General features: G+C 47.2%; 17 protein-coding genes, 1 tRNA gene, 1 pseudogene and 1 CRISPR repeat array. Of the genes and pseudogenes, 6 read left to right on the top strand and 13 right to left on the bottom strand.

The genetic code is table 11. The features are described from left to right. Nucleotides 1–18: 18 nt before the first annotated feature. The 4 genes from cysC to PN462_RS17930 form a co-directional block, all read right to left on the bottom strand. Nucleotides 19–552, bottom strand: coding sequence for an adenylyl-sulfate kinase (gene cysC / locus PN462_RS17915; RefSeq protein ID WP_272130191.1), 534 nt, complete (start codon nucleotides 550–552; stop codon nucleotides 19–21). 51 nt (nucleotides 553–603) lie between these two features. Then, nucleotides 604–2,391 carry an SLC13 family permease gene (locus PN462_RS17920; RefSeq protein ID WP_272130192.1) on the bottom strand — a complete coding sequence of 596 codons (1,788 nt, stop codon included), beginning with the start codon at nucleotides 2,389–2,391 and terminating at the stop codon, nucleotides 604–606. A gap of 147 nt (nucleotides 2,392–2,538) precedes the next feature. Beyond that, a complete protein-coding gene (locus tag PN462_RS17925; RefSeq protein WP_272130193.1) occupies nucleotides 2,539–6,405 on the bottom strand; it encodes a CHAT domain-containing protein in 3,867 nt (1,288 codons plus the stop codon). 201 nt (nucleotides 6,406–6,606) lie between these two features. Next, nucleotides 6,607–7,665, bottom strand: coding sequence for a DUF928 domain-containing protein (locus tag PN462_RS17930; RefSeq protein WP_272130194.1), 1,059 nt, complete (start codon nucleotides 7,663–7,665; stop codon nucleotides 6,607–6,609). Nucleotides 7,666–8,228: 563 nt separating this feature from the next. Between PN462_RS17930 and PN462_RS17935 the strand changes: the two genes are divergently transcribed. Beyond that, on the top strand, nucleotides 8,229–10,058 hold the full coding sequence (locus PN462_RS17935) for a sensor histidine kinase (RefSeq protein ID WP_272130195.1): 1,830 nt from the start codon (nucleotides 8,229–8,231) through the stop codon (nucleotides 10,056–10,058). Between the two features lie 126 nt (nucleotides 10,059–10,184). After that, complete coding sequence (locus tag PN462_RS17940) at nucleotides 10,185–10,865, top strand: Crp/Fnr family transcriptional regulator (RefSeq protein WP_272130196.1); 681 nt, start codon at nucleotides 10,185–10,187, stop codon at nucleotides 10,863–10,865. A 240-nt stretch (nucleotides 10,866–11,105) separates the two neighbouring features. Here the strand turns inward: PN462_RS17940 and PN462_RS17945 are convergent, their stop codons facing one another. Then, nucleotides 11,106–12,449: a 16S rRNA (cytosine(967)-C(5))-methyltransferase gene (locus tag PN462_RS17945; protein ID WP_272130197.1), complete on the bottom strand. Its 1,344-nt coding sequence runs from the start codon at nucleotides 12,447–12,449 to the stop codon at nucleotides 11,106–11,108. A gap of 117 nt (nucleotides 12,450–12,566) precedes the next feature. On the opposite strand from PN462_RS17945, the gene PN462_RS17950 reads away from it, so the two are divergent. The 4 genes and pseudogenes from PN462_RS17950 to cas2 all read left to right on the top strand — a co-directional run bounded on the left by PN462_RS17950 (nucleotide 12,567) and on the right by cas2 (nucleotide 14,229). Then, nucleotides 12,567–13,265, top strand: coding sequence for an HAD family hydrolase (locus PN462_RS17950; RefSeq protein ID WP_272130198.1), 699 nt, complete (start codon nucleotides 12,567–12,569; stop codon nucleotides 13,263–13,265). Nucleotides 13,266–13,302: 37 nt separating this feature from the next. Further along, nucleotides 13,303–13,375, top strand: a tRNA-Ala gene (locus tag PN462_RS17955). A gap of 237 nt (nucleotides 13,376–13,612) precedes the next feature. Next, a pseudogene (locus tag PN462_RS17960) lies at nucleotides 13,613–13,948 on the top strand (CRISPR-associated endonuclease Cas1); the annotation flags it as partial. Beyond that, entirely contained in the window at nucleotides 13,948–14,229 is a 282-nt protein-coding gene (gene cas2, locus PN462_RS17965; protein ID WP_272130199.1) for a CRISPR-associated endonuclease Cas2, read from the top strand. The pseudogene PN462_RS17960 and the gene cas2, both read left to right, overlap by 1 nt. Nucleotides 14,230–14,308: 79 nt before the next feature. Beyond that, a CRISPR array of direct repeats spans nucleotides 14,309–15,805; the repeat unit is 36 nt; unit sequence GTTTCAGTTCCTATTCTTCCTAATGGAAGTCAAAAG. Nucleotides 15,806–16,002: 197 nt separating this feature from the next. Here cas2 and PN462_RS17970 read toward each other — a convergent pair. From PN462_RS17970 to PN462_RS18005, 8 genes are all read right to left on the bottom strand, one after another. After that, entirely contained in the window at nucleotides 16,003–17,562 is a 1,560-nt protein-coding gene (locus tag PN462_RS17970) for an RAMP superfamily CRISPR-associated protein (protein WP_272130200.1), read from the bottom strand. 68 nt (nucleotides 17,563–17,630) lie between these two features. Beyond that, a complete protein-coding gene (locus tag PN462_RS17975; protein WP_272130201.1) occupies nucleotides 17,631–18,068 on the bottom strand; it encodes a hypothetical protein in 438 nt (145 codons plus the stop codon). 53 nt (nucleotides 18,069–18,121) lie between these two features. Beyond that, a complete protein-coding gene (locus PN462_RS17980) occupies nucleotides 18,122–18,943 on the bottom strand; it encodes an RAMP superfamily CRISPR-associated protein (protein WP_272130202.1) in 822 nt (273 codons plus the stop codon). A gap of 52 nt (nucleotides 18,944–18,995) precedes the next feature. Beyond that, complete coding sequence (locus tag PN462_RS17985) at nucleotides 18,996–19,307, bottom strand: DUF3368 domain-containing protein (RefSeq protein ID WP_272130203.1); 312 nt, start codon at nucleotides 19,305–19,307, stop codon at nucleotides 18,996–18,998. Next, nucleotides 19,292–19,588, bottom strand: a complete 297-nt coding sequence (locus tag PN462_RS17990) for a UPF0175 family protein (RefSeq protein ID WP_272130204.1) — start codon at nucleotides 19,586–19,588, stop codon at nucleotides 19,292–19,294. Before PN462_RS17990 ends, PN462_RS17985 begins: the two co-directional genes overlap by 16 nt. A gap of 135 nt (nucleotides 19,589–19,723) precedes the next feature. Further along, nucleotides 19,724–20,680, bottom strand: coding sequence for a type III-B CRISPR module-associated Cmr3 family protein (locus PN462_RS17995; RefSeq protein WP_272130205.1), 957 nt, complete (start codon nucleotides 20,678–20,680; stop codon nucleotides 19,724–19,726). A 54-nt stretch (nucleotides 20,681–20,734) separates the two neighbouring features. Beyond that, complete coding sequence (locus PN462_RS18000) at nucleotides 20,735–22,945, bottom strand: type III-B CRISPR-associated protein Cas10/Cmr2 (RefSeq protein WP_272130206.1); 2,211 nt, start codon at nucleotides 22,943–22,945, stop codon at nucleotides 20,735–20,737. Between the two features lie 126 nt (nucleotides 22,946–23,071). Beyond that, nucleotides 23,072–24,655, bottom strand: a complete 1,584-nt coding sequence (locus tag PN462_RS18005) for a hypothetical protein (RefSeq protein WP_272130207.1) — start codon at nucleotides 24,653–24,655, stop codon at nucleotides 23,072–23,074. Nucleotides 24,656–25,337: the final 682 nt, after the last annotated feature.

The following is a 25,337-nucleotide window of genomic DNA, read 5'->3' on the forward strand; positions in this document are numbered from 1 at the left end:
AAACAAAACCCTAATAAACTAAGGGATTAAATATCCCAACTCTTTCATTTTATTCATGACCTTTTCCACACTTTCTTCTAGAGTTTCTTGGTCTGTGCGACATTCAATTTCGGGATTATTGGGGGGTTCATAGGGGTCATCAATTCCCGTAAATTGTTTAATTTCCCCAGCCCTTGCCCGTTTATACAGACCTTTTACATCGCGGTCTTCACAGACCGATAAGGGGGCATTAACAAACACTTCCAGAAAATCCCCAATGCGTCTGCGGACTTCCTCCCGGACTTCCCGATAGGGGGAAATCGCCGAAACAATCACAAACACCCCATTTCGGGTTAATAATTGGGACACAAAGCCAATGCGACGGATATTTTCGTCTCGGTCTTCCTTACTAAAGCCTAATCCCTTGGTCAAGTTAGTGCGGACAATATCCCCATCGAGGACTTCTAACTTGTAATTCTGCGATCGCAATCTTTTAGCCACCTCTTGACTAATCGTAGTCTTTCCCGCACCACTTAACCCCGTAAACCATAACGTTACACCACGTTGTTCCATCTGACTCTTTTAACTCTTAACCGACGACAAAAGCACCCCCCATTGTAAACCCTAGAGGCCGTAAAACAGCATAATCAACCCAGGCGCGACAAACATCAACGTTAACGTCAAAGGCGCACCAATGCGCGTAAAATCCGTAAACTTATACCCTCCCGCCCCATACACCATCGTATTAGTTTGATAGCCAATAGGAGTCATATAGCTATTAGACGCAGCAAAAATCACAGCAAACATAGCCGCCAATGGATTAAACGCCAACGTCTCCGCCACCTTCACCGCAATAGGTAACATTAACACCACCGAAGCATTATTAGACAAAATTTCCGTTAAAACCGCCGTCACGAAAAAGAAAAACACCAACACCCAATATCCCGATAACCCCCCCCCAAGAGACACCAAAAAATCCGCAATCCATTCCGTTGTCCCAGAATTCTCCATAGCAATCCCCAGAGGAATTAACCCCGCTAAAAGAAAAATAATATCCCAACGCACCGCCCCATAAATCTCCCCAGGCCGCAAGCATTTCGTTAAAATAAGCGCGATCACCCCCGCCAACGCACTGACTAAAATCGGCAGAATATTAAAAGCGGCCAATAAAATCACCGCCAACCCAATTCCCACCGCAATCAACGCCTTATCCTGTCGCAACATCTCCACATCTCGTTGTTCAAGGACTAATAACTCTCGCGTCGTTTGTAACCCAATAAAACTCTGTTTGGGTCCCTGAACCAGTAACAAATCCCCAAACCGCAAGGGAATGCGGCCTAACCGTCCCTTCACCAACTCCGAACCGCGACGAATCGCCAACACCGTCGCATTATACCGTTGACGGAAGCGAATCTCCTTCAACGTCGTGCCAATTAAGCGAGAATTGGATAAAATCAACACCTCCGCAATTTTTTCCTCCTCAGAACTTAACACCGAGTCCAAAGGTTGCTGGGTGAACTTCACATCCGCAAAAATTTCTAACCCCCGTTCCTCCCGTATCTTCAATAAATCTTCTCGCGTACTGCGAACCACCAGCACATCCCCCGCTTGTAATAACTTATCTGAAAAGGGTTGAGCAAAGCGGACTTTATCTCGCATAATTTCCAATACGTCCAAGTCAAACTTACGCTGAATTTCACTACTATTCACCGTTTCCCCCACCAAACTGGACCGAGGGGTAATAATTAACTCACTAACATAATCTTTCAGTCCATATTCTTGCGTCATGGACTCTTGAGAGGTTTTCCGCTGGGGTAACAAACGAGGGGCTAAAATCGTCAGGTAGCCCATCCCGATGAGAAAAATAAAGATTCCTGCTTTAGAAAACTGAAAAATGGTAAATTGCTCATAACCGAGCGTTTCAGCTAATCCACTGGCCAGAATATTGGTCGATGTGCCGATGAGCGTCATCATCCCGCCTAAAATGGACGCATAAGAGAGGGGGATGAGGAGTCGAGAAGCAGACATTTGTTGTTTTCTGCACCAGTCTTCAATAATCGGCAGAAAGACCGCCACAACCGCAGTATTATTGATAAACGCAGAAATGGGCCCCACCAGTAGTCCCATGGTAAAAATTTGCTGACGGGGGTTTTTGCCTCCCCATTGCAAGAGGAAGTCTCTCACCAGTTGAATGGCCCCAGTTTTGGCAATTCCGGCACTGAGGATAAACATGGCCATAACGGTGATAGTCGCGGAACTACTAAACCCAGAGATGCCTTCTTCGGGGGTGACTAACCCGGCAATCATTAAGACAACGGTGACAGTCAATGCGATGATATCGGGGGGTAAGATTTCGGTGACAAAGCCAATTAAGGCAAAAACAAGGATGGTCAGGGTGAGTGCGATATCCATTCGCAGTTGTTTGAGTATAGTTCACGGACAAGGCTCTATTCTAATCTAAGATTCTGGGGAATTGAGGGGGTTTATTTTTCTTTGGTGGGAGAATGGGCTTAATTGCACTTATCTTTGCTAGATCAACTCTCAACTCTCAACTCTCAATTACCAGGGACTGCCAATGAGGGTGAAACCAGACCAATAGTAGGGATGATTTAGGGTGCGATCGCCTAATTCTGCTAATTCAGGAGGTAAGGAGACGCGGCCAAAGTCTCCGACTAATTCCCCTTTCGTATAATTTGACCCCGATTGAGCAACCATGGGCAATTCTTCTAAACGTGCATTTCCGCGTAACATGGAAATTTGCGCTTGGCGGAGGGCTTCGGCTTTGGTGGGGGTGGTGGCTAAATGGTGGTAAAATTCACTCATTAGGGCTAATGTCCCCGCATCATTGGCATACCAAAGACTGGCTAACGCGGATTCAATCCCCGTCTGTAAGGCCAATCCCGCAAACCCATATTCGGCCTCCTCACTCCCCAATGCAGTCCGACACGCACTGAAGACTAATAAATCGACTCCTAATTCTCCCCACTGGACTTGTCCTAATTCTTCTAGGGTGAGTGCTTGATCCCACAGTTGAATATGGGAGTTATCCACTGATCCGGGGTTAAATTCTCCGTGGGTGGCAACATGAAGCACTTGAGACTGTCGGGTTCGTTGGTGTTCTTGCCATTGTTTGAAGGTAAACTGGTGATTGAGTAGCACGTTGCCACTGCCTTTCAGTTGTCTGGCAATGGTTTCGAGTTCCAGGGGAACAGCAGGTAAGGGACTGGAGTAGGTGAACTCTGAGCGACCCATGGCCAAGACATCTGCATTATTGAGGTTACTGGGTTGTATTTCGGTTAGGTAGAGACTGGGAACAACACTGAGACTATATTCTTCGACTAAAAATTGTTCCCCATTGTGTAATGCTGCAATGGGAAGGGTTCGCAGTCCTTTATCTAAACTGAAAATGAGGGTTTGAATGTCGTATCGCTTTAAGTCTGCTTTCAGGGGTTCAATGATCCATTGATAGAGTTGTTGGGAGGAGGGGAGATAACTGGTGGTGCGACGACGTATGGGGTTGCCGATTTCTCCTTGGAAGGTTTGCACCATGGCCAAGACTTGCTCTCTGGGGAGGTTGGGGATACGGTAATGGATGGGGTCATCGGTGGGGGGAACGAGGATTAAATGGAGTTCATTGTTGTTTGCAAAGACGTAGATCATGGCCGCAGGGGTGCGTGTTTGTTCGGCCATTTCTTGGAGTTTGTCTTGGACTTCCTCGAAGGAGGGGATGTCGGTGGGACTTTTCCCTAGATATTGGGTGAATTCGTCGCTGTACACTTGTTCTAAGGATGCGATCGCACCTTTAAGATCATCATTATCGAGTAAGGTGGTTATGCGATCGCGGTTTACCAACATATCCATACTCTCTTGGGTGTCCAGAGAGGACAGAGTTGGAGAAAGACCCCTTTGAGGGGAAACCGTAAAATCTTGGGGAGTATCGGGAATGTCCACACTCGGAGTAGGAGGAGGACTCGGAGGAGGAGGACTCGGAGGAGGAGGAGAAGAACCCTGAGAAGAACCCTGAGAAGAACTCTGAGAAGAACCCTGAGAAGAACCCTGAGAAGAACCCTGAGAAGAACTCTGAGAAGAACCCTGAGAAGAACCCTGAGAAGGTAAAGTCGGTTCAGTCAATTGATTAATATTAAAAAACCCCGTTGTTCCCGTTGCTTGATTATTGTTTAAATCAATATTCACTGGGGTCGTATAAGCTGAATAATCCAGCGTATTTGTTCCTCCTCCTCCATCCAATACCCCATTAAAATTCACTCCATCGTTAAACACAAAAGTATCATCTTGTGGTCCCGCAGTAATTTTCGTCACATCCCGAAAATTCATGCCATTAGGATATCCACTGATGCTTCCTGACCCACTTCCGGTTAATGTCCAAGTAGTATTGCGATCGGGTCCTTGAATTTCACTTGCACCTGTAATCGTTACAGGGTCTTGAAAAGGGTCATCCATCAACACAAAAACTGAACTTTGTCCCCCTTGTCCATCCAAAACCACCTCATCAAAACCCTGTTGAATGTTATTTACATCACCTGGATCAAGTCCTAGTCCAGGGGTTGCTCCTGGGGGATGAGAACCCACATAAATCGGTTGGTTGGGGTCTTGAGTTTTAAACGTTAATGTCCCTGTCCCACTCATCGCTTCATTCGTAACAAAACTATTGCCCTTAAACGTCGGGTTATTAACTTGAACCGTTTCGCTAGCAGAATGACTAAATTTAATCGTATGGGCTGTAAAATTGAGACTATCATTAACAGTCAAATTATCAAAGACTTCAATCGTATTATTAGTAGTAAAATTAAGTGTATTCGCAGTCACCGTACCACGGGTCTCAATATTACCTCCAGCCTCAATGGTTATAATCTGACCATTGGTAATCCCCTGATTAATACTAATATTTCCTGTGCTTGTTCTTAAAATAAGCTCATCAATACTGCTTAAATCAACCGAATTATCAATAGAAATTGCACTCGCCGCTTCTAAGATAACTTGCCCCGAAAGAGCTTCTAAGGTAGCCACTGAAATCGTATAATTAGAACCCGGATCATCTCCTACTAAAACTTGATTATCATTTAAGTCAGTTGTCCCTAAATCGTCGGTAGCCCCGGCCACAATCTGAATTGTATCGGGATCAAATAAAACCGTCCCTGCATTCCCCATAGGTGCAGTCACATCGACATGGCCATCAATAGCTAAATTTTGTTTCCCGGACACTTCCACAAACCCACCATCGCCAAAATTTGCGCCCCCAGTTGCCTCAATATCGCCATAGAAGCGCGTTGTCCCATCTGCCCATACTATGACCCGTCCACCGTCTCCGGAAGCCGTTGTATTGGCGCGTAGGGTTGAATCAGGGCTTATATAGGTTGTGGTTGCAGTAGGCATCTCGCCCTGGCCTTGATACTCTCCCCCCACCCAAATCTTACCGCCTCCCTGTATTCCCGAAGCATCGAGATCAGTGGCGAATAATCCCACCTGCTCCCCTAAAATCTGGATATTTCCCCCCTGCTCTCCCGTTACATCCAATAGACCGGAAATTAAGGTTGTTCCAGGGGCAACCGGGCCTAAAATGGTATCTTCATCAAATAGTAACTCCTCCGCCTCATTCACCCGGAGTCCCGTGGCCTCGGCAATATCCCCCGTCAGTAACTCCGGTAACTGTAACGCTTTTATTGCCTCACTACTGTCTAGGGTAGAAACTTCAACCTCTAAACTCAGGAGTTGTCCCGCTTGACTGATGCGAACCCGGTTCGTGCCAGGAATGGCTGATACAATGATATCGCCCCCCGTGGCGGTCAAATTCCCGGTATTCAGGGTGGTACTCCCCAAAAGTGCAAGGGTTTGGCCCTGCTCAACTTGCAAGTCTCCCGCATTAATAACAACCCCAGACTGATCCTCGTGAAAGGTAAACTGAAAGGGAGTCCCGACTAAATTCTTATAATCATTCCCTCCAACCGCATTAAACGTCCCTCCCCCCTGAAAGCCAATTTGCGTCGCTGTGGTGGCGTAAAAGTCCCCAGGGACATTTAACCGCGCTTCTGTGCCGAAAATAATCCCTGCGGGGTTCATTAAATACAGGTTGGCATTGGCCCCACTCACCTGGAGTAACCCGTTAATGAGGGAGGGATCACCCCCCACCACTCGTCCTAAAATATTTTGTATCCCTGGGTCAGCGAGAAAGTTGGCCACTTGGTTGGCATCTAAGCCAAATTGCTGGAAACTATGAAATAAGTTCGCTCCGTCTTCTGAAAGTTGTCCTCCCGTAATATCAAATTGTTGTCCATCTGGAGTCACAATGGTATTGGTCCCATCGTTAGCAGGTGCGATCGGTTGGGCTAAGGTGGGAGATAAATTGAGGATGGCCAGTCCGACTGTGACGCAAGTTCGGATACACCAGGGATTGAGTGACAAACTCATAGTGGTTCAACAAAAAGGTTCGAGGTTCTGTTTTTTCTACATTGGGGTGCGATCGCAATCCAGGCAGGACATGACGAAAGGGAACATTTAGCTAAGGCCAAAAGCGCACTTTTCCAAGACTTTCGAGCTTGCTCAACTGTTCCCCCTCTCGTTTATACAGTTATTGCTCTGTCTGAGTCACTCAGACTTTTAAGCCATCCATCATCGGACGCTATCTTGAGCCACCTGTGGCAACTCAGACGCATCAATGAAGGGAACTTGAGCATATTGCTCTAAGTTGACAGATTGGAGGAATTCCTGCCAGTCTGCCGTTGTTTGCTCCCGTTTTTGCGCCCAATGTTCAAAGGACTCATACCACAGGCCATTATCTGAGAAGGCTTGCGTGTTTTCTGCGGGGTTTAGTCCGGCTACCGCTTGAGCCAAGGGATCATCGCTTTCCAAGCGTTCCACCCAACCATCTACAAAGGCATCTCCGGTGCGGTCATTGGGGTTACGGACAACCGAGACATACCAGTGATAGGTTTCCCCTGCTTGCAGGGCATATTGTTCCTCTTGGGGCAATTGCAGATACATCATTCCCGCTTGGTGGGGCATGGCTAACCGAGTGGAGTAGATAATGGTCTCGTCGGTTTCATCCAAGAGGGTAAATTCTAAGCGGACCCCTGCCATTTCTGGCATATACCAGAAGAAAGTAGGATGTTCTTCGAGGGTGAGGGGCATAGCGTTGGGCGGGACTAAGGTTTGTAAGACTTTATGAGCCATCCCAGTCCGTGTGCCACCGTCTTGGGTGCTGGCGGGCATTCCCCGGTTAGCGGGAGCAAATTCCCCTCGTGTACCTCCATCTTGGGTGCTGGCGGGCATTCCCCGGTTAGCGAGAGCAAATCCCCCTCGTGTGCCACCATCTTGGGTACTGGCGGGCATCCCTCGCGGCGGTGGATCAAACGCGCCTCGTGTGCCTCCATCTTGGGTACTGGCGGGCATTCCCCGGTTAGCGGGGTTAAAACTCCCTCGTGTGCCACCATCTTGGGTGCTGGCGGGCATTCCCCGGTTAGCGGGGTTAAAACTCCCTCGTGTGCCACCGTCTTGGGTGCTGGCGGGCATTCCCCGGTTAGGCGGGTTAAACGCACCCGCGATTAGTGTATCGCTGCGAACGTCTTCCATAGGGGAGACTTGTGCCGCAAAGGCGGTGCTACCTCCAGCTAAGACGAGCAGGGTGCTGCTCAGGCTTAACAGCCTTAAAGGACGTTTATAAATTCTCATAGTTGCTCCTTGGTTTATAATTCAGATAATCTTAATCAGACAGATCGGATATTGCGTACCACGACAGTATGGTAAAACCCGTATTATCCCCTAATACTAATTTAACAGCAATTTTCAGCGAGGCTTTACCTATAAATCTACTAAATTTTTCTGTCTTTTCCGGGAGAAAATACCACAAAAGGCTGATTCTTTCGGAAGCTCCTTTGATACACCCTGCTTCCCATCCCTAGGTATTATGATATGAGGGCAGTTACAAGATTTTGACTTTTCCTAACAAATACGGTTCTGTAAACTGATTGATGTACTTACCTATAACGAGACCCAGACTAGAGACCTATAACTAGACCTATGACTAGACCCAGACTAGAGACCTATAACTAGACCTATAACTAGACCTATAACTAGACCTATAACTAGACCCAGACTAGAGACCTATAACTAGACCTTGACCACTTTTTTCTTCTGACCTGACGAAAAAAAGTTACTCTACTAATAGTTTAGTCAATTTCGGCATCTTTTCCCGAACTTCTCTCTCTTAGATTTTGTTTTATCCGAAACAAACAATGGTTGAACAGCTAAACCCCTCTACAGAAAGTCCTACCCCACCGACCAAAATTTTAGTGGTCGATGATGAGCCGACGATGCAAGTGCTGATCCGTAAGGCGTTCCGCCGTCGTATCCGGAAGGGAGAGTTTGAATTTGCCTTTGCTAATAATGGGACGGAAGCTCTAGATCAAGTTCACCAAGATGCTGAGATTGATGTGGTGATTACGGATATTAATATGCCCCAGATGGATGGTTTAACGCTGCTGAACCATTTGGCGCAGTTACAACGGCCTACCTTGACTCCGGTGATTCTTTCGGCCTACGGGGATATGACGAATATTCGCACGGCGATGAATCGGGGGGCGTTTGATTTTCTGACGAAGCCGATTAATTTTGAGGATTTGGAGATTACGCTGGAAAAAACGGTGCGTCATGTCCGGCATTTAAAGGAGACGATTGAGCAGAAACAACGGAGTGAGGCGACGAATCAAGCGATTCTCAAGGCGATTCCTGATTTGCTGATTCGGTTGAATGCTCAGGGAATTTGCTTAAATGTGTTTAATAGCGATCGCGTGGTTTTGTTTGGTAGTGCTGCCGAAATTAGTGGCCGCCCTCTGTCGGAAGTGCTACCCCCTGACTTAGCTCAACAACAGATGGAGAGGGTGCAAGAAGCCCTAAAGACAGGCGATTTACAGGTTTTTGAGTTTCCCCTCCCTAAACCAGGCAAAACCCACTACATGGAAGCGCGAACGGTGGTGAGTGGTGAGGAGGAGGTGTTGACGATTTTACGGGATATCAGCGATCGCAAGCAAGCCGAAATTGATTTAAAAGCCGCCAAAGAAGCCGCCGAAGCCGCTAACCGCACCAAAAGCACCTTCTTGGCCAGTATGAGCCACGAATTACGCACCCCCCTCAATGCGATTCTTGGCTTTAGTCAATTACTGGTAGCCGATACTGATCTGACTCCTGGCCATAAAGAACACATTGCCACCATTAACCGCAGTGGAGAGCATTTATTAACCCTCATTAATGACATTTTGGCCATTTCCCGCCTAGAAGCCGGGAATCTCAGCTTAAATGCCTATTCCTTTGATCTCCATCGCCTCTTGCTCTCCCTCCAAGAAATGTTGCAACTGAAAGCCCAAGAAAAAGGTGTACAACTCCAATTTGCAGAACCCCAACCCCTCCCCCGCTACATCGAAACCGACGAAAGCAAACTCCGGCAAGTTCTCATGAATATCGTTGGCCATTCCATTTCTAACACCCCCCAAGGCCAAGTTACTGTCCAAATTAAAAGCGAGTCCGTGAGTAATGAAACGCCTCCAGATACTCGCCTGATCTTCATTGTCACCGACACAGGCAAAGGCATTCCCCCAGAAAAACTCGACACTATCTTTGAACCCTTTAGTCAAACTAGCACCACCCGTGAATCTAGCGAAGACACCGGGTTTGGCCTCTCCATCTGTCAAGATTATATTCATTTAATGGGAGGCACAATATCGGTCAATAGTCAAGTGGGACAAGGATCAACTTTCACCTGTGATATTTTGGTGAAAACCACTGATCACCCCAGTAAAGAACCCATTACCACCTCAGTGACGGACTCCTCCTTGTCTGCTTCGTCTGCGTCTGCTGCTGCTCCTCCCAAGGAAATTACTGCCGCAGATTTACAGATTATGGATCAAAGTTGGAGTAAAAAGTTATACCATGCGGCTTTATCTGCTGATGAAGAAGAAGTGTTAGCTATTATTGCCGAAATTCCAGATAGTGAAATGGCTCTCCAGCAAGGGTTAAAAGAGTTAGTCGAGAATTTCCGGTTTGATATTTTAGTGGAGTTGGTGTCTTAATAATTAATAGGATGGTTGGGAATAGGGAACAGGGAACAAATGAGAGTATTTTTGACTCACTTGAACAAACCCAGTTTAAAAGTTTTTTAGTTTAATAATCAATAATGGGCTTTCTGCCTTTTGACAATGAGTGATTTATGCCAGTTTTTACAAGACACACAACTCTTTCAAGGTTTACCTTGGGAGTATTTGCAAATCTTAGTTAAAATTGCCCAAAAAAAGCAATATAAACGAAATGAATTTATTTTTTTAGAAGGGGATCAAGCCGAGGGATTTTTTGTTATTTTATCAGGACAAGTTAAGATTTGTAAAATCTCCAGTGAGGGAAAAGAGCAAATTTTACACTGGTTTAGTTCGGGGGATAATTTTGCAGAAGTTCCCGCTTTTGATGGCAAACCTTATCCGGCCTCTGCTATTGCGTTGGAGTCCACAGAGTTATTATTTTTCCCCAAACAAACCTTTTTTGAACTCTTAGCCCAAGAACCGAATTTAGCGATTAATTTAATTGTAACGTTATCCCGTCACTTGCGACGTTTTGCCCATTTAATTGAAACGTTATCTTTACGAGCCGTTCCCGGCAGACTAGCGATTTATTTATTAAATTTAAGTGAGATCAATCAACAGGCAGATACGGTAAAGTTAGAGTTATCTAAAACCCATTTAGCGTCTTTTTTAGGGACTATTCCAGAAACGCTATCACGGGTTTTTGCTAAGTTGAGTCAAGACGGGGTTATTGAGCTTAAAGGCTCAAGGGTGAAGTTATTAGATCGGGAACGGTTAGAGGAGTTAGCAATGGGGGAATCTTAAATAATTAGGGTCTGGTGAAAAAGTGTTGATTCGCTTGTAAGGCAAGGGAACTCCGGAACAGGGAGATGTTACCCTTACCCTAAAAAGAAGGTCAGAAACTCATTACAGTAAGGCTTTCAGCCAACTTTCAGCGTTTTTTAGTTTCACCGAGAGTAAACAGTAATCAGTAAACTGTTACCAGTTTTTATTCCCTATCTTCCCCATCTCCTCCATCTCCTCCATCTCCCGACTCCCAACTCCTCAATTACCCACCCCCAACTTAACCATAAAAAACCCATCCATATCATGATGATGGGGGAGGACTTTGAGCCATCCTTGGGGGTGGGTCCAACGGGATAAAGGAGAATTGGTATCAGGGGGGATAATATGCCAATGGGGATGACGGGCTAAAAATTGCTCAATGATGGCTTCATTTTCGGCAGGATTTAGGGTACAAGTGGCATAGACTAACACCCCTTGGGGGGTTAACCATTGACTGGTGTTGTTGAGTAAATTGAACTGGAGTTGGGTTAATTCTTGCACCTTGGCTGGGGTTTGTCGCCACCGGATGTCGGGGTGACGGTGTAATGTGCCGAGGCCGGAACAAGGGACATCTAAAAGGATGCGATCGCAATTTTGCAGAAACTCCCCCCACTCCCCACTATCCACACAACAAGTCCGAATACTCTCTAACCGCAACCGTTGAGCATTTTCTGTCACTTTCCGTAACCGTTTTTCCCCAATATCACAGGCCCAAACCCTCCCCTGATCCCCCATCATTTCGGCAATATGGGTGCTTTTCCCCCCAGGGGCCGCACAAGCATCTAATACCACCTCTCCTGGTTGCGGGGATAATAGATGTGTCACCAGTTGCGCACTACTATCTTGCACAGTCCACCATCCTTTCCCATACCCTGGTAACTGACGAATATTCCCCGCACTCCCCTGTAACCGTAACGTTGCGGGTAAACCGTCCACCCGTTGGGTTGCTACTCCTGCCGCCTGAAATGCCTGTTCTACTTCCGTTACAGACGTTTGCAACGGATTAATCCGTAAATCCAGATTGGGGGTTTGATTAAACCATTGACAGAGGGTTTCGGTTTCCGCTATTCCCCACTGCTGCACCCATAACTCCACTATCCAGTCAGGAAAGCTGTGTAAAACCCCCAGTCGAGAGACTTCCCCATCGGGTAATTTGAGGGGATCACCCTTTTGCTGTAACCGTAGGTATTGCCGTAGCATTCCATTCACTACCCCGGCCAAGTTTTTTAACCCATTGGTTTTGGCTAATTCAACGCTTGTATTCACCGCAGCAGAGGGCGGAATTTGGGTGAGATAGCGCAGTTGATAGAGGCCAATGCGGAGAATATTGCAGAGGGTGGGGGGTTGTTTATGAATGGGTTTGGTCCCTAGTTGGTTGATCAGAGCGTCTAGGGTGCGCTGTCGTCGAATAATCCCATAGACTAATTCTGTCACTAATCCCCGGTGTTCGGGGGCTGAGAGTTGGCTCTGTTGTAAACTACGATCTAAGGCAATATCGGTATAGGTTTGGTGACGGCCAATTTGTTGTAAGGTTTTGAAGGCAATTTGACGGGGATTAGACATAGGTTAGGGGGAAATAGTCAGCAATGAGTCTAAAATCATGAATTATTCAGGAGCAAAGGGGTTGTCGTTTACAATGAGATGAGGTTGGGTGCGGACTGATTTTAACAAATTTTTTTTATGAGCTTGAAGGCGGTTTTTTTTGACTTTAACGGCACAATTATTAATGATGAAGGGATTCATGAGCAGTTAATCTGCGATCTCCTGTTGGGGGAAAATTTACGTCCTTCGTCTCAGGATTATCGAGAGGTTTGTTTGGGACGCAGCGATCGCGCCTGTTTACAGGATATGCTAGAACGGCGGGGTCGAGTGGTTTCAGAGGATTATCTGGCGAAACTGATTGAGAAGAAATCTCAAGGCTATCCGCAACAACTAGAGGCATTAGAGGAGTTACCGATTTATCCTGGGTTAGCGGATTTTTTACAACAATTGCAAGACGCAGGGTTAGTGATGGGCATTGTCACCGGGGCGGTTCGCTCGGAGGTGGATTTTGTCTTAGACAAAATTGGCCTAGGGCCTTATTTTAGCGTATTGGTGACGGGGGAGGAAGTCACCCAGAGTAAACCCTATCCCTATGGGTATTTTTTGGCGGTGGAACGGGTTAATTTGCGCTTTCCCCAGTTAGGGGTGGCTGCGTCGGATTGTTTGGCTATTGAAGATAGTCCAGCCGGGATTGAGGCGGCGAAAAATGCGGGAATGCAGGTGGTGGGCATGGCTCACAGTTATCCGTTCCACATGATACAACGCCAAGCCCATTGGACGGTGGATTATTTTCGTGAGATTGAATTAGAGCGAATTCAAGCCGTTTTTTCGACATAATCTGTGCGATTGTGGTATGATAAGAATTTGTACTCTAGGGGGATTAGCTCAGTTGGTAGAGCGCTGCGATCGCACCGCAGAGGCCAGCGGTTCAAATCCGCTATCCTCCATTTATTTTTGTTGTACATATGAACTTACGAATTGCGGTGGAACAGTATTGTAGCTCGTTTTGCTGTTCGTTTTCATGGGGAATAAAATTTGCTGCCATGTCCATGAGTGCTTCCCATTGGTTCGTCTCTAAAATGCGTCCTTTGGGTAGGTTACTTTGTAGTTGGATTTCGAGACGTTCGACTTCTCGGATTTTGCGATCGCGTTTTTGTTGAAATTTCTCTGGGTCTTCATCTATTGCCTGTTTCCATCAGGGGAGCGAACGTCATGCGGCCTTGGCTAGTGATTTGATTGAGGAGTTTCGTGCGCCTTTGGTGGATGCGCTGGTGGTTTTCCTAATTAATCGGCGTTGGATTAATGGGAAGACGGATTTTTGTTATCGGGATGGAGGATGTTTTCTCAATGACCGAGGACGGAAGGTGTATTTACAAGCGTTTTTACAACGGATGGAGGAGCAGGTGCAAACGCCCACTGGACAACAACCGAAATGGGATATTCTCAATCAACAGGTGAAGCAGTATAAGCAGTTTGTTTATCAACCGAGTCGGGGCTATACTCCCTATTTAATTCGCTGATGGTGTTATATCTGGTGGTTTATGATATTCCTTGTAATCAACGCCGCAATAAGGTGGCGAGTTTGTTGGAAGGGTATGGCCAGCGTGTTCAATATTCGGTGTTTGAATGTTTGTTGTCGGAGTCTCAATATCAGGTGTTGAAGGGGCGGTTAGAAGGTCGGATTGAGGGGAGTGAAGATAGTGTTCGGATTTATCCTCTTTCTCCTGCTGCTATTCCGAAAATTGAGTTATTGGGGGTGAATCTCCCGGTGGTTGAACCGTCTGGTTCTGTGATTATTTAAGTTTTGTGAGGGCGTAGGATTACGCCTTTTTTTTATTTGGATTTAATGATTTTGGTAGGGGTGTATTGCATACACCCCTTTTTCAGTTTTTGTTCTTTTTAATGGAAGTCAAAAATTCAAACAAGATATGATTAACGGCTACTTCTACGAGTTTCAGTTCCTATTCTTCCTAATGGAAGTCAAAAGCTGATACCTCGTAAACCTCATTCCGCACCCCTTCTAATCATGTTTCAGTTCCTATTCTTCCTAATGGAAGTCAAAAGGAAGCCAACGGTGATGCAGCGCGTCAAATTATGGTTGGTTTCAGTTCCTATTCTTCCTAATGGAAGTCAAAAGCTTCTGGGTTTGGAGCGTAAAGATAGATTAAAACTCTGTTTCAGTTCCTATTCTTCCTAATGGAAGTCAAAAGCCAAAGGGGACGGGGACTATACCCCTCCAAATAACGGGGTTTCAGTTCCTATTCTTCCTAATGGAAGTCAAAAGGTATACTTCCAAAATACAAAAAGTTATTTGTTAATGTTTCAGTTCCTATTCTTCCTAATGGAAGTCAAAAGTCTTCCTGGTCTCGGACACAGTGATGTCAGAGGTTTGGTTTCAGTTCCTATTCTTCCTAATGGAAGTCAAAAGACAATAGGAGGTTCTTATGAGTCGTTTTCGTTTTACGTTTCAGTTCCTATTCTTCCTAATGGAAGTCAAAAGATGGAAAACTGGGCGCAGAGCCACGGGATTGATTTTGTTTCAGTTCCTATTCTTCCTAATGGAAGTCAAAAGTTTCTATCCCAAGAACAGTATGTTGAACTAAGAAACAAGTTTCAGTTCCTATTCTTCCTAATGGAAGTCAAAAGCAATAAAAATTATCGGGAGTGCCCCGCCGCACCCGCAGTTTCAGTTCCTATTCTTCCTAATGGAAGTCAAAAGATTAGGGGTTCAAGTCAGTCACTTTGAGGAGCAATGGTTTCAGTTCCTATTCTTCCTAATGGAAGTCAAAAGTCGATCTAATTTTCCCTGACGAATGGGGGATGGATGAGGTTTCAGTTCCTATTCTTCCTAATGGAAGTCAAAAGTGTCCTTTGAAGAAGATGGTAGCTTGCACTGTCAAGCGGTTTCAGTTCCTATTCTTCCTAATGGAAGTCAAAAGTCTCACGAAATCCTAGATTTATCGTTATGCTACAAGTTTCAGTTCCTATTCTTCCTAATGGAAGTCAAAAGTCGGGAAAGATCCAATGGAAGACATGGACGTTTGAGGTTTCAGTTCCTATTCTTCCTAATGGAAGTCAAAAGCCCATTGGGGAAGGCGATCGCGGCGGTGACGCTAAAGTTTCAGTTCCTATTCTTCCTAATGGAAGTCAAAAGTCAGGAGTTATCCATTTATGTTCACTGTGCTCTTTTGAGTTTCAGTTCCTATTCTTCCTAATGGAAGTCAAAAGCTACTTCCACTCCCACTCTTCCGGTTCAGGCTACTTCGTTTCAGTTCCTATTCTTCCTAATGGAAGTCAAAAGTAAAGCCAAAACCTAACTGCTGACTGCCAGCTACAGGAACGTTTCAGTTCCTATTCTTCCTAATGGAAGTCAAAAGAGCGACAGCGAAAAGCCGCAACCAGAGCGAGTTCGAGAAGCGGGTTGCGAAGGTGAAGCCCCAAGAGACCTTGAAACCTCACTCAACCCCCACAAAAAACGCTCAACCCCTGACCTAGCAAGGGTGCGAGGGTGAAAACGAGAACTCGCCCTTTGACAGTATTATACCTCACCCTCGCAACAAAAAACAACCCAAAATTATACCGATTTACCCTTAATTGACCACACTTGTGTAAACCCTTCTTGTCGTAAAACTTGCTCAATTTGTTCATCAAAAATTGTAATATAACAAGCCTTGTTGTACTGTCGTACAGCATACTCCGAAACCCGTTCATTACATCCACACCAGTCAGGTCGGTTTGTATTATTTTTATTCGTTGAACAAACCTCATGGACAATATCTCGCCATTTTTCACTCTCCTTAGATTTCCAAACACTTACTATCCCTCCCGTAAATGCTGTTCGATGCTCTCGAAGTGGGATGTCAAACCGTCTTGCTAAACCTTCAACTTCTGTTAACAGAACCTCCAATAAATCTGATATTTTCTTATGCGGAGATTTCGGACTTATTGTAAACTCACTCCCTCGAAAAACCTTATTTCTCCTCATACTATGAGGCGGTCGCCGCCATCCCGGCCCCATGCCTCCTAACTTACTCGCCAAAGCTAACAGTTTCCCAACCAACGATTGATACTCCAATATACAATCAACCGTAATCGTCCAGACCTCCTCCGTCACCGATTTTGGAATATTAGCAAAGCGAGTTTCTTGGCCTGAATTATTTTGAGGCGGTGGGTCAACCTCCGTTAAAAAACTGGTCAGACGCAACCCCCCAGGGCCACTTGTCCCCCCAAACACCTTCTCTGTCAGTTTCAGCGCATTGTCCTTGGAACAGACCAACAAAGCCAACCGGGTGAAATATCCCCGTAACAACGCCCGTAACACCTGCGGACTCCAGCGATATTCCCCCTGCTTTCCTCGACCATGGCCTTGTACTGTGGGTTTCATCCCTCGTAACTCCACTGTCCATTTCCCCTGGGGAGGAGTCCGTCCCAACCGACCAAACCCCACCGAAGTCCCCCGGCCTATCCCCTGATGGAGTAACATTTCCTTTAACCGTTGCTCAAACCATTTGTTCTCTTGTTGTTGTAACCCCCCTCGCACCCAAACCTGGACTTTATATTCGGGTTCACATTGCGAAACCCGTGCCGTTGGGGACTTAGCCACCGTCGGGGGATGAACCGGACTCACCTGCCATTGCACCCCTAACTTCTTGCGACTATCTTGATCATTAAAAATTTGCCATTCCTGTTGGGGGTTGAGAGGATAGGGACGTAAATTTTTTAAGGGAATAGTGGCAAACCGCACCTTACGCGGTTGCCAACTGGTGTAGTCTGCATTCACCAACCGTCCCCAAAACCCTTGTTCCTCCTCCGGGAAAGTCGCCCAATTTTGGCGTAACCAAGCTAAAAACGCCCCCCGTAAACTCGACCCCGGTACACAGGGAACACCTGCCACTTGTGCGGGTAAAATACCCCCTTCAGGAAAACTCCCCCCACCCACTTGCAGAGGACTGAGGACTTTTAAGTTATTCAGGGTGACATCTGCACCAGTTTTAGCCTTGGGTGGGCAAGTCTCATCCCAAGCATCGCGGACGTGGCGTTCATTGATATCTCCGGTTTGGGGGACCCAACCTTTTTGGGTTTCTGTGTTAACGGTGTACCATTGAGGCATTTCAGTTGGTAATGGTAAATTCATGGTTGTCTCCTTGGGTGAATGATTTTGCGTAAGAGGAGGGAGGCTAAAGCCTCCACTACGAACGGTGTTTAGGCGGGTTGTTGACTGTCTTTGGCATCTTTAAGCCGCATCGTCCAAAATTGAATCGTGTCGGCAATTTCCATCAGTAAGTCCACCAGTAACACTTGTTGGTTGAGGTCTAACCCTCGGAACTGGTTTTGAAAGTCTTGGGTATCCATTTCAGCCTTAACTTGTAACTCCTGCTGAACCAGTTCACAGAGAACCACACGGGCCACCCCCCAGGCAAAATAACGGCGTTTTTGTTCATCGGTTTCATTTGCCGAGTCTGGGACTCCTCCCCCCCGCAGACGGAGAGAACGGGACATCGCCCAAAAGCGTTCGACTCCCCAAGTGGCCACATATTCGGCAATGCCACTAGCGGCCCCTTGCCAGTCGTTAATTTGTTCGACTCCTTCTTGGAGGTAGTTAAAAACTTCTCGGTCAAGTTCATAGGGTTCAACAGACATGGTTTTTTTGGGTAATTAGTGATTGGTGATTGGGAATTGTTAATGATTGATTGTTAATTGTGAAACGGTGCAATTTTGATGCGTCCATAACCGACACTCCATAACCCCCCTAGGTCGTGTTCTTGGTGTAGGAAATTGGGCCATTGGTCGAGGGCAGAGTTATCGGAGGCCGTCTGGGGGGTGTCCCCTTCTTCAGTGGGAGGGGTGATGTCTCGCTGAGTCCAACTGATCAAAAATGCTGCACCTGGAGGCAACCCTTCCACCGCAAACAGGTTATCAACGAGGTTTCCTTTCTCGTCCGGTTCGTCTTTAAGACTGACTCTCGGTTGTCGCACTAACCCCATGTCCACCATGAGGTTAATGTGTTCGTCGGGGACAATAAAACAGCGTTTGGAGTGGATAGAGTCTGGCAGGGGTAAGGAGTCTGAGTAATGCTGCACATTCGTCAGTTTTAACCAGCGCAGATAAACCGTTTGTCCGTTTAGGTCGGGACAGGTGCTATAGACTTGGGTGGGGTCTAGGTTCACCGTCCAACTAGGGTCGAGTTGACAGACACGGGTTAACCAAGCGGGACAACTGACCCACCAGTTGCCATACCCCAAGACGTGCAGGGGAAACCAGACAGGCCACCCCCACCCAATGCCGATGGACCCAGGGGAGATGTTGTTGTGTTGGCCGCCAAACCATTGGGTGACGTGGGGTTGATAGGTGGGGTCTGTTTGGGCGTGTTCCCGCAGGGCCCCCCGCAGGGAACTACCGGGGATGGCAGGGGAACGGTCGGGGAGTCGATAGATGGGGTTGTTGTTGCCGCGACTGCTACTGTCGGCCCCGCCGATGTGGACGGGTTCTTGGCAGGTTAACCAGGCAAGTGTCATGGGGTTCTCCTTAATAATGGTGTGTTGAATGACAAGACAAAATTTAATGTTGCTATGGACTGGGATAGCGTTGTAAGAGGGTTTGAATTAACTGGGGTGAAGCACGAAAGGTGGTTTTTTGAAGGGCATAAATGGCTTTTGGTAAATTGACTAAGTTCTGTTGAGCCGCTTCGTCTAAAATTCCTAAGAGTCCAGTGATATTCAAGCCGTAAGACTGGGCAATTTTTCTGCCTAGACCATGATCAATTAGGATTAAATCGGCTTCTTTTTGTTTCGCCATGAGGATTGCAGTTTTTTCTCCTATATCTAAGAGGTCTAAATTAAATAAATCTTCTTGAACGGTTAAATCTACTGTTTTAACCATTCAGTTTGTAATTTTCCTTGTTGTCTAAGGTTTACATGAACTTGGCGATCTGCTTCTAAATCTGCTTCACTATAGGGCAAATTTACCCCTCTTGCTTTTAAAAAGGCATCCACTTCAAGAGTCGTTTTCATAGACAATAATTCCTTAATTTTTCCTGCACTTATTGAACCTTCTTGGTAGGCTTGAATGACAATCATTTCTAGGAGTCGGTGTTCTAAATTTCCCCATTTGGATTGCAAGGAATGGGCTAAATCATCTGGTAAAGCGATTTGAATTTGCATGATAATTGTTTAGATTTAGAAGACAATTTTTGATTATTTTAACACCAGAAATAGGGAGGGGTTGGTGCGTTCAACCAATGTTCAGTTTTGAATCAGAGTCAAGGTTTTGGGTGGTTGAACACACCTTACGATTCTCTAAAATAACCAGAGATGACCGTATCCCAAGGTATGGCGTTGATGGGGGTCGGGGTAGGGTTGAGACGCTTTTAGGGGAGAGTCTCCGGGCCAAAAATAGACCGCCCCTGGGGGGGTCAGCCATTCCCCTGGGGTGAGTTGGGAGGCATTGGGGTCTGGGGTTTTTGCCCAGGTTTGCCAGGGGATGGGGAGGTCTGCGACGTAGGTTTCTAGGTCGAGGGGGGGGTAAGGGAGGGAGAGGGAGGTGTCGAGGTGTTGCCAGAGGGCCCCGGTGAGGAGAATGGCCCCTTGGGGGTGGGGACAGTCTCGTGTTAACCATTGGTCGTCGATGTCTGGTTGGGGGTGGATGCGGACGGGTGTACCGCCTGCCCCTAGGGTACTCCAGGTGGGAGGGTGGTAGTCGCCCCAGACTTTGACGAGGATAGACCAACCGGGGTCAAGGAGGGTGGTCATTTCGGCGTAAAAGCCCCCTTCTTCGGCAACTTGGTAGTTGTCCCGACGGTTATGGCTGAGGGTGAGGGTTTGCCAGGGGAGGGGGACGAGTTGTTGGGGGGTGAGGGTGGTGTGGCCTTGGTCCCAAAGACTGGTGAGGGCGTTTCCGGTGATTAAGTATTGTCCGCCAATTTGTTGGATGGGTTGGTTTTGGTGGTCGGGTTGGACGTGCCATTGTTGGTTTCGCCATTGAAAGCGAAAGATACGTTGGGGGGGGTTGTGTTGTTGGAGGTCTGAGTCGAGGCAATAGACGGGGAGGGGGAGGGGGATATAGATGCGCTGGTCTCCTTGGGTCCAGAAAGGCCCCCAGAGTTGGCTACTGCCTTTTTCTTTTTTAAATTGCAAACAGGCGGCGAGGTGATGACCGTTGGGCGGCCAGCGACAGCCGACTTGGCCGCTGTTTTGACCGATGGGGGTTAGGTTAGCTAGGGCAATTGTTCCCGCAGGTGTAATTCGATACCACATTGGTTTATTGTTGGTTGTTGGTTGTTGGTGAATAAGGGAATAGGGAATAGTTGATTACTGATTACTGATTACTGTTAACTGTTCTCTGGCTTGCTGTTGGCGACTGAGGAAGGTTCGCAGGCTTAACCAGTTGACCCACCATTGCCAGTCTTTGAGGATGTCTTCATGGTCATAGGTCCAGGGTTCGATGTCTCGTTCCCAGTTGAGGGGGAGTCCGACTCCTTCCCACAGGGTTGTAATTAGGTCTTGTACTGTGAAAATGGGGGTTTCTTGGAGGCGGGTGCTGTCGAAATAACTGAGTAATTTTTCCCATCGGTTTAAGTCGGTTTGTTCGCTGGGTTGGGGGGTGCAGTCCATTAGGAGTTGCCAGAGGTCCCAGGGACAAACCCATTGCAGGGACTGACCGCTATTGAATAAGACTTGTACACAAACTCGGTTTCTCCCTTGGTCTTTGGCGGTTTTGTAGGCTTGGGTGAGTCCTCGATGTAAGAGGGACTGGGGGACGCGCCGTTGGGCGATGACGATGCCTAGGCTGAAGTCCATTTTGTGTCCTGGGACGGGGTAGGTTTGCCCCTGGTGGTTGACCCAACCATCACTGAGGGGTTGGGTGAGGGGGGTGGTTTGACCGCGCCAGAGGTTGTACAGGTCGCTGGTGAGGGGGGTAAGTTCGGTGAGGGGGCCGAGGAGGAGAAAGTCGTCTCCTCCGGCAAAGATGACTTTGCCGCAATGGTGGGTTTCCACGAGGGGATAAAGGAGGCTGTTCCATTGGCTAAAGAGGACGGAGAGGTCGAGGAGGTGGGGGAGGTCGAGTTGGCGGGGGGTGTTGGGGTCTAGGGTCGGTGGGGGGTGGTTGAGGTTGTATTGGGCGATTTTTTCGGGGTCAGGATGCCATTGGGCCCAGGGGAGGTTCTGTTGGATGTATTGTTCTCCGGAGAGCCATTGACCGATATGGTCGCCGTCTCCTCGCCAACCGACGGTCCATTCTATGGCACTTTCCCAAGGGGCTTGACCGACGGTGGCATCCCAGTGTTTTTGTTGCTCTGGGTCGTCGATGCTGCGCCGTTCTAGGACTCTGGGATGGTAAAAGGGGGGGTTGAGGTCATCGCAAGCGGGAATGCCCCATTTTGTCCGAGGGCGTTCGTGGAGGTGTTGTCGATGCCATTGTTCGATTTGGTCATTCCAAGGGGGTTGGAGGTGGGGGTGTTGTGTTACCCAGGCGGCGGCGATCGCAGTTCGGTCTGGAAAACGACCCCACGGGCAAGGGGGTGGGGTTTGCTGCCAAAGGTGTTCTAGGGTGGGTTCGATGATTTCGGGGACGGAGGCGAGACGTTTTACCAATTCGATGCTGTTCAGGCGATCGCTCTCTGAAAAAAGCCCCTCTAGCCCCTTCTCCTGCACCGTCCGGCCCCACCATTCCTCCAAGGCAGCACGGGGGATGCCCCATTTCCCCCGGTCGTCCATGGGTCGCAGACCAGGATGCCAGATAGACAAACTGCCCGCACTGGGGCTAGTCCGCCCCGCCCACCAGCGTCCGCGCCAGTTGCGACTGAGTTTATCCGACTCTAGTTTTTGGTGGAGGTGGCGACTGGTATCACTGAGGGTGTCGGGGTCAAAAGGGGCGGTTTCCCCATAGACTGACCAGAGATAGCGGTTATTATCTTTAATCACCTTCCAGCCTACCCCATCTAGGAGGCGGCGTTGGTGCTTGTGGCGGTCATAGGCGAGGGTGGCAGTTTCCAGGCATTCAACAAAGCGACTCCATTCCGCTTGGAGTTGGGCTTCTATCTCCGCCAGCCAGCCCTCTTTGCATGGATGCAACCCCGTGATAATATTGGGCAATTCTGGCTGCCAAAAGAGGTCACTTTCCGACGCTGGGAGGGTTTCCCCTTGCAGCCAACGGGAGAGGGGGGTGGGGCGATGTCGGGGGAGGAGGACAAAACCGCCCTGTTGTTGCCATTGGTGGATAACCACAGCAGTCAGGTAGTGACACAACCAAGACGCAACAGCCCAGTCGCGCAGTTTTTGCCCCCCACCGAGGAATTGTTGGACGGGGCCAAAGGTGAGGACACCCAGTTGGGTAAGGGTGTCATCGAGGGGGGGTAAGTCTTGAAAAGCCGCCTGGGATGCCCCCCCACCCCAACTATACTGACTGGTGAGGGCGGGGCTTTCCTGCCATTCTCCGCTTACGGGATGAATAGCGAAGGGGGGTGAGTCTGGGGGTAATGGGGAGGTGGAATAGGCTTTTTGTTGTTGATTTAACCACATTGTTTTGGTGAAGAAGGGAACAGGGAATAGGGAATAGGGAAATTTTAGACTTTCCTTTTAATCTCTTAACCCGTTTTAACGGGTTTTCGCTCTTAGCCTTGGGTTTCAACCCAAGGAGCTATCGGTTTAATACAACAGTTTTAACTGCTCCTTTAACTGGGTGACTTTGTGCTGGTATTTTGCCATTCTTTGTTCAATTTCGGGTTTTAGGTTAGCCAAACTTAACAAATAATAGAGATGCTGAATCGCTACTTCTGTCGGGTGGTTGGAGTCGGTAATTTCGTATTGGCGACTACTCTGATCTAAGTCTTCGTCTATAGAGTCTCCCACTAAACTATGAAATAAACTATTTCTTAAATGGGTAAACCCTTGTTTTTCTCGATGGCTTATTGCTTCCTCTAATATCTGCCAATCCGTGGTATAAAATCGCTTAAAGGCTTTCCAGTCTGGGGTTTTGGTGATAGGAGTAATGGTTAAAAAGGGATAGCGTTTAGCCATTTTCTTATTATCCTTAAAATCACCATCTGTCAATAAATCTACAACAAGTGTTACAATACTTAGCCGATTAATTTTAACTTGCTGTTTGGGGTCACTAGGAGGGGTATAAATTAAATCCCGTCCTTGCCATGTAAATTGTCCTTGACTCTGTTGTTCTAATAATAAACAAATGGTCAATTCAAATGCTCCGGCCACTCGTAAATACCAGTGCATCCATTGTCCTCGTTTGCGGAAAGCAAACTCACTCCAAAGGGCAATACTGAGCCGTTCTAAAACTGCCTCTCGACCCGTTAAACTCTCCCCTTGAGAGGTGTTTTGCATTTTACTGAGGTTAAGAGATACCGCTTGGTCTAAAGTTTTTAACTCTTTTTGAACGGCTTGAAAATTATCAGGAACTTTTTGCTGATTTCGGTGGAACGATTCCTCAATATGACTCTCAACAATTTCTCTTGCTCCGCTAAAATCTTGAATGGCTAATAATTGTTGAATTTGCGGAACTTTTAATCGCCATTGCCATTGGGTAGCGGTATGTAAAAGGAGGGAGTTGGAGGGGGTGTAGTCTTCGTTTTCGGTGATGTAAATAAACTCCACTTCTACCCCTTGTAATTTCTGTTCGACTCCCCACAAGTACAAGGCACTACTGAGGGCAGGTGTGCCGCTACTGTGTTGAATAAAGAGACGGTTAATGGGGAGTTTTTTTTCTGGGGAATGATAGTCGAGTTGAGCGTCATTTACGGTAAAAAGATTAGCCAAATAGAGGTTAATTTCTTTAGCCATTTTTTCCCAGTTGGCAGCCCCACTTACGTCGGTTTCGCTTTCGATGCTGAAAATGCGGGGATGACAGGTTTTGTTTTGTTGTTGACTCCAATCTTTTAAGATATTTTCCCACCAATGACCATCTTTACTGGCAATCAGTTTCCAGTCGTCTCCTTTTGTTCCTGTTTTTTCTTTAATCCAGGGACGTTGGTCGGTGAGTAAGGGGAGGATAATGAAGGACTCGTGGGGATACTGTTGTTGTAGGTGTTGGAGGGTTTGTTCAATTAAAGGAAATTGAACGGCTAATTTACCTTTTTTGTACTGTTGATAATGGTGTTGACTGTATTGTTTTAGGTCTTTTTCTCCTCTAATATCTTGTAAGGTTTCATACCCTTTTTGCTGGTTGACCAGAATATCGCTATTTCCAAAAATTTGCAGCAGTAGGTTGGGGTTCATGGTTTCATGTCCCTTGGGTGGTCTATGGTTAGGTTACTTGATTTGTCCCTCTTGCTGCTAGTAAAAGGTGATATTGATTGAGAACTCCTGATTTTTACTATATAACGGTCTGGGTGGGGGTGGAAGGGGGAGAATCTTAAAAAAATCAATATTTTTTTGGTTTGGGGGGGTTGACCTTCCGCTTGTTCAACAGTTGTTGTTTATTTTTCCCTCAGACCTTCCGCTAAGTCAACAGTTTGGGTAGGGGGTGGAATGGTGGGAGGATAGGAAATTGCGGTTTTTTGGGGTGGGGAATATGAGGGGGTCGGCAATTGGCTGTAAGGTGCATTCTGGCGTTGACCCCCTCATATCCCTTGTCCTGTCTGGGTTTTGGCGTTTTTTTGTGGGGGTTTATTGCGAAGGTGTTGCAATAATTTGGGGGGTGGCTTGACCCCCTCATATTTGGGGTGTTATAATTGGCGCGTGGTGGGGGTTCTATAACCCTGCCCTTTTGACTTCGTTAAGAAGAACAGGAACTGAAACTTTCTTGGTACTTATATCCGTACCAGTAGCCATGGGGCTTTTGACTTCGTTAAGAAGAACAGGAACTGAAACGCTCGGCCTCAAGCCAAGTACTAACTCCTAGGAAGACTTTTGACTTCGTTAAGAAGAACAGGAACTGAAACAAGGGCAACACCAGAAA

The organism is Spirulina sp. CS-785/01 (assembly GCF_028330525.1).
Classification (GTDB): Bacteria; Cyanobacteriota; Cyanobacteriia; order Cyanobacteriales; family Spirulinaceae; genus JAQMSD01.